This is a genomic window from Streptomyces sp. NPDC032940 (genome assembly GCF_040636935.1).
Taxonomy (GTDB): domain Bacteria; phylum Actinomycetota; class Actinomycetes; order Streptomycetales; family Streptomycetaceae; genus Streptomyces.
The window spans coordinates 1-5,034 of the sequence record NZ_JBEZVJ010000070.1 but is presented as its reverse complement, the minus strand read 5'-3'; the positions used below and the strand labels follow the sequence as shown (position 1 = coordinate 5,034).

Here is a 5,034-nt window from a genome sequence, read left to right as displayed (position 1 = left end):
GCCGCACCGCGTCCGGGGTGACGTCCAGCCGCAGGAAGCACTTGAAGAAGGGCGGGCTGTACGTCGCCGACCCGGGCGAGAACACCTGCGCCCGGTCCGCGTGTGCGGACCGGGCCACCGGCGTTACGGGCTCCGGCTCAGCCGCGCCGGTACTCGTCGGCCCACGCCTCCACGGTGTCGGCGGCCCGGTCGAAGGCCTCCGGCCGGGCGAGGAAGTCCGCGTCGTGGCTGGTCATCAGCGGGGACACCGGGCCCCCGGACCGGCCCTGACGGGACAGGAGCAGCGCCTGGCCCTGCACGGTGCGCGGCAGGCCGAGCCACCGGACGGGCTGCTGCACCGTCCGCACGCTGCCGACCTGCTGCCAGGCCAGCGTGCGGGTGGTGAAGAACCCCACCTGGCGCACGCCGCGCGCGCTGACCCAGACACCCATGCGCAGCAGCCGCAGGGCGCAGGCGATCATGACGAGGGCGATGCCGAAGACCACGCCGGCCGAGGACGGCGAGTCCGTCACCGCGATGATGACCGCCGCGAACAGCACGAACGAGGCGAGCAGCAACGTCAGCGCCGCCGCCCCCACCCGCCAGGGACCCGGCCGGTAGGGCCGACGCCACTGGTCGCGGTCGTCGTACGGCAGCGCGACGTCCTCGGCCGCGTCGAAGGCGCGGTCGGCCGTCAGGAAGGGCAGGGGCACGGCGGGTCCTCACTCGTTCCATCGCATGTGCTGTGCCCGGTGAGGCTACCGACCTGTGTCTCCGGTCACCACCTTCGGGTCCCCGGATGGAGTCAGGACCGGCAGAGTGCCGCTCTAGCGTCCGTCGGACGCCTGTGACTGCTGCTGCTGTGCGGAGGGATGGTCGGCCGACAACGCGGGCATCCCGATCAGCAGGGACCCTGCTATACCGGCGACCACGGTGAGCCCCAGCAGCCAGCGTCCGGCCAGCTGGCCGAGGGACGCCCGCTCGCGGGGCGGGGGAGTGACATTGCTGCGGAACCTGTCGGCTTCGGCGACGAAGGCGAACGGCACGGGTTCACGCCTGCGGATCATCGGAGGTGCGTCTCCCTTCAGGGATCAAGCGAATCGCTGTTACTCATACAGACGAACGAACGCCCTCGCAGGTGCCCAGTTTCACCGACTTCATCGCGGCACGGCACCGATCGCCCCGTTTGGCGGGCCGTAGAGTGGCCTGGCCAAGCGACGAGATGGGAAGGCCCTGCACACCGTGACCGACACCCCCGCCGACGATTTCAAGATCGACCTCCGCAGCGACATCACCGTCGAGCTGGTCAAGAGCAGCGCGACCGACTCCGACGTGCTGTTCGCCGCCCGCGTCTCCACCGTCGGGGAGCAGTCCCTGGACGAGCTGAAGAAGGACCCGGAGCGCTCGAAGGGCCTGATCAACTACCTGATGCGGGACCGGCACGGCAGCCCGTTCGAGCACAACTCGATGACCTTCTTCATCAGCGCCCCGATCTTCGTCTTCCGCGAGTTCATGCGGCACCGCGTCGGCTGGTCCTACAACGAGGAGTCGGGCCGCTACCGGGAGCTCCAGCCGGTCTTCTACGTGCCGGGCGCCGACCGCAAGCTGGTGCAGCAGGGCCGCCCCGGCAAGTACGTCTTCGTCGAGGGCACCGCCGAACAGCACGAGCTGGTCAGCCGGTCCATGGAGGACTCCTACCTCCAGGCCTACCGGACGTACCGGGAGATGCTCGCCGCCGGCGTCGCCCGCGAAGTGGCCCGCTCGGTGCTCCCCGTCGGCCTGTACTCGTCGATGTACGCCACCTGCAACGCACGCTCGCTGATGCACTTCCTCGGCCTGCGCACCCAGCACGAGCTGGCGAAGGTGCCCTCCTTCCCGCAGCGGGAGATCGAGATGGCCGGCGAGAAGATGGAGCAGGAGTGGGCGCGGCTCATGCCGCTCACCTACGCCGCCTTCAACGCCAACGGTCGCGTGGCCCCGTAGGGCATTTCCGGCGTCCGCTCGGGCACAGATGTGCGCATCAGCCGCCCGAAGTGTCCCGATTGCGGCGTTTGGAGAAGTTCATCTAGCCTGATCAAAGGGACCCGGCACTGCTTGAACCCCCGAGCAGGCAGTGCCGGGCTCCACCTCCGTGCCGATCTGCCGCCTCCCCCGAGGGCAGACCCCGCCCTGAGCAACGAGTAGCGTGTAGCCCATGGCTCCGACCTCCACTCCGCAGACCCCCTTCGGGCGGGTCCTCACCGCCATGGTCACGCCCTTCGCGGCGGACGGCGCACTCGACCTCGACGGCGCGCAGCGGCTCGCCGCCCACCTGGTGGACGCAGGCAACGACGGCCTGATCATCAACGGCACCACCGGCGAGTCCCCCACCACCAGCGACGCGGAGAAAGCGGACCTCGTACGAGCCGTCCTGGAGGCCGTCGGCGACCGCGCCCACGTCGTCGCCGGAGTCGGCACGAACAACACCCAGCACAGCATCGAGCTGGCCCGCGCCGCCGAGCGCGTCGGCGCCCACGGCCTGCTGCTCGTCACGCCGTACTACAACAAGCCCCCCCAGGAGGGCCTGTACCGCCACTTCACGGCCATCGCCGATGCCACCGAGCTGCCCGTCATGCTCTACGACATCCCCGGCCGCAGCGGCGTCCCGATCAACACCGAGACCCTCGTCCGCCTCGCGGAGCACCCGCGGATCATCGCCAACAAGGACGCCAAGGGCGACCTCGGCCGCGCGAGCTGGGCCATCGCGCGCTCCGGTCTCGCCTGGTACTCCGGCGACGACATGCTGAACCTCCCGCTGCTCTCGGTCGGCGCGGTCGGCTTCGTCTCGGTCGTCGGCCATGTCGTCACCCCCGAGCTGCGCGCCATGGTGGACGCCTTCGTCGCGGGAGACGTGCAGAAGGCACTGGAGATCCACCAGAAGCTGCTCCCGGTCTTCACCGGCATGTTCCGCACCCAGGGCGTCATGACCACCAAGGCCGCGCTCACCCTGCAGGGACTGCCCGCGGGCCCCCTGCGCGCGCCGATGGTCGAGCTGACGGCCGAGGAAACCGAGCAGCTCAAGATCGATCTTGCCGCCGGCGGGGTACAGCTCTGACAACGGACTTAGCACCACCGCACCGCCCGGTGCCACAACGGCTTCACAACTGAATACGCAGGCCACCGGTGCCTGCACCCCACCACGACAACTGCTTCTGCACGAACGTCACGCGCGCCACGTGCCCACCGGTACGTGGCGCGTGTGGTTGAGGAGAGTCTTTTGAGTCATCCGCACCCTGAACTGGGCCGTCCCCCCGCGCTCCCCGCAGGCGGCCTCCGGGTCACCCCGCTGGGAGGCCTCGGCGAGATCGGCCGCAACATGACGGTCTTCGAGTACGGCGGCCGCCTGCTGATCGTCGACTGCGGAGTGCTCTTCCCCGAGGAGGAGCAGCCCGGAATCGATCTGATCCTGCCGGACTTCACGTCCATCCGGGACCGCCTCGACGACATCGAGGGCATCGTCCTCACGCACGGCCACGAGGACCACATCGGCGGCGTCCCCTTCCTCCTCCGCGAGAAGCCGGACATCCCGCTGATCGGCTCCAAGCTGACCCTCGCCCTGATCGAGGCCAAGCTCCAGGAGCACCGCATCCGCCCGTACACCCTGGAGGTGGCGGAGGGGAACCGCGAGCGCATCGGCCCGTTCGACTGCGAGTTCATCGCGGTGAACCACTCGATCCCGGACGCTCTGGCCGTCGCCATCCGCACCCCCGCGGGCATGGCCGTCCACACCGGCGACTTCAAGATGGACCAGCTCCCGCTGGACGGCCGCCTCACGGACCTGCACGCCTTCGCGCGGCTGAGTGAGGAGGGCATCGACCTGCTCCTCGCCGACTCGACGAACGCCGAGGTCCCGGGCTTCGTCCCGCCCGAGCGCGACATCTCCAACGTCCTGCGCCAGGTCTTCGCCGGAGCCCGCAAGCGCATCATCGTGGCGAGCTTCGCCAGCCACGTCCACCGCATCCAGCAGATCCTGGACGCCGCGTACGAGTACGGCCGCCGGGTCGCGTTCGTCGGCCGCTCCATGGTCCGCAACATGGGCATCGCCCGGGACCTCGGCTACCTGAAGGTGCCGCCGGGCCTGGTCGTGGACGTCAAGACCCTCGACGACCTGCCGGACAGCGAAGTGGTCCTGGTCTGCACGGGCTCCCAGGGCGAGCCGATGGCGGCTCTGTCCCGCATGGCCAACCGGGACCACCAGATCCGCATCGTCGAGGGCGACACGGTGATCCTCGCGTCGTCCCTCATCCCGGGCAACGAGAACGCGGTCTACCGCGTGATCAACGGCCTGACCCGCTGGGGCGCCAACGTCGTCCACAAGGGCAACGCCAAGGTGCACGTCTCGGGCCACGCGTCCGCGGGCGAGCTCCTGTACTTCTACAACATCTGCCGGCCGAAGAACCTGATGCCGGTCCACGGTGAATGGCGCCACCTGCGGGCCAACGCCGAACTGGGTGCCCTCACCGGCGTCCCGCACGACCGCATCGTCATCGCCGAGGACGGAGTCGTCGTCGACCTCGTCGAGGGCAAGGCGAAGATCTCCGGCAAGGTTCAGGCGGGATACGTCTACGTCGACGGCCTCTCCGTCGGCGACGTCGGCGAGCCGGCCCTCAAGGACCGCAAGATCCTCGGCGACGAGGGCATCATCTCGGTCTTCGTCGTCATCGACTCCTCCACCGGCAAGATCACCGGCGGACCGCACGTCCAGGCGCGCGGCTCGGGCATCGAGGACTCGGCTTTCGCCGACGTCCTGCCCCGGATCACGGAGGCCCTCGAACGCTCGGCGCAGGACGGGGTCGTCGAACCCCACCAGCTCCAGCAGCTGGTGCGCAGGACGCTCGGCAAGTGGGTGTCGGACAAGTACCGGCGCCGGCCGATGATCCTGCCCGTGGTCGTGGAGGTCTGACGGTCCGTCGGACCCACGACCGCGCGAAAGAGGAGCGGGGGGGGGGCCCGGGGGGGGGGGGGGCCCCCCGCCGACGAGGTATGAAAACACGCCGCCCGGGGGCACCCAACAAA

Annotated in this window: 5 protein-coding genes; 3 read left to right on the top strand and 2 right to left on the bottom strand. The window is 69.7% G+C overall.

Features of this window, described 5'->3' with window-relative positions:
• Positions 1-137: 137 nt before the first annotated feature.
• Together AB0E77_RS34035 and AB0E77_RS34030 are read right to left on the bottom strand one after the other, a co-directional pair.
• On the bottom strand, positions 138-692 hold the full coding sequence (locus AB0E77_RS34035; RefSeq protein ID WP_361578835.1) for a hypothetical protein: 555 nt from the start codon (positions 690-692) through the stop codon (positions 138-140).
• A 114-nt stretch (positions 693-806) separates the two neighbouring features.
• On the bottom strand, positions 807-1,046 hold the full coding sequence (locus tag AB0E77_RS34030; RefSeq protein WP_361578833.1) for a hypothetical protein: 240 nt from the start codon (positions 1,044-1,046) through the stop codon (positions 807-809).
• A 175-nt stretch (positions 1,047-1,221) separates the two neighbouring features.
• Between AB0E77_RS34030 and thyX the strand changes: the two genes are divergently transcribed.
• The 3 genes from thyX to AB0E77_RS34015 all read left to right on the top strand — a co-directional run bounded on the left by thyX (position 1,222) and on the right by AB0E77_RS34015 (position 4,921).
• Positions 1,222-1,962 carry an FAD-dependent thymidylate synthase gene (thyX, locus tag AB0E77_RS34025; protein WP_361578830.1) on the top strand — a complete coding sequence of 247 codons (741 nt, stop codon included), beginning with the start codon at positions 1,222-1,224 and terminating at the stop codon, positions 1,960-1,962.
• A 211-nt stretch (positions 1,963-2,173) separates the two neighbouring features.
• The gene (dapA, locus tag AB0E77_RS34020) at positions 2,174-3,073 is read left to right on the top strand and encodes a 4-hydroxy-tetrahydrodipicolinate synthase (RefSeq protein WP_361578827.1); all 900 of its coding nucleotides are present in this window, start codon (positions 2,174-2,176) and stop codon (positions 3,071-3,073) included.
• Positions 3,074-3,235: 162 nt separating this feature from the next.
• Positions 3,236-4,921 carry a ribonuclease J gene (locus AB0E77_RS34015; protein WP_361578824.1) on the top strand — a complete coding sequence of 562 codons (1,686 nt, stop codon included), beginning with the start codon at positions 3,236-3,238 and terminating at the stop codon, positions 4,919-4,921.
• Positions 4,922-5,034 lie beyond the last annotated feature (113 nt).

Excerpts from the sequence above, each read along its gene's own strand:
- AB0E77_RS34030 (WP_361578833.1), bottom strand. The coding sequence starts at position 1,046 with ATGATCCGCAGGCGTGAACCCGTGCCGTTCGCCTTCGTCGCCGAAGCC.
- dapA (WP_361578827.1), top strand. The coding sequence starts at position 2,174 with ATGGCTCCGACCTCCACTCCGCAGACCCCCTTCGGGCGGGTCCTCACC.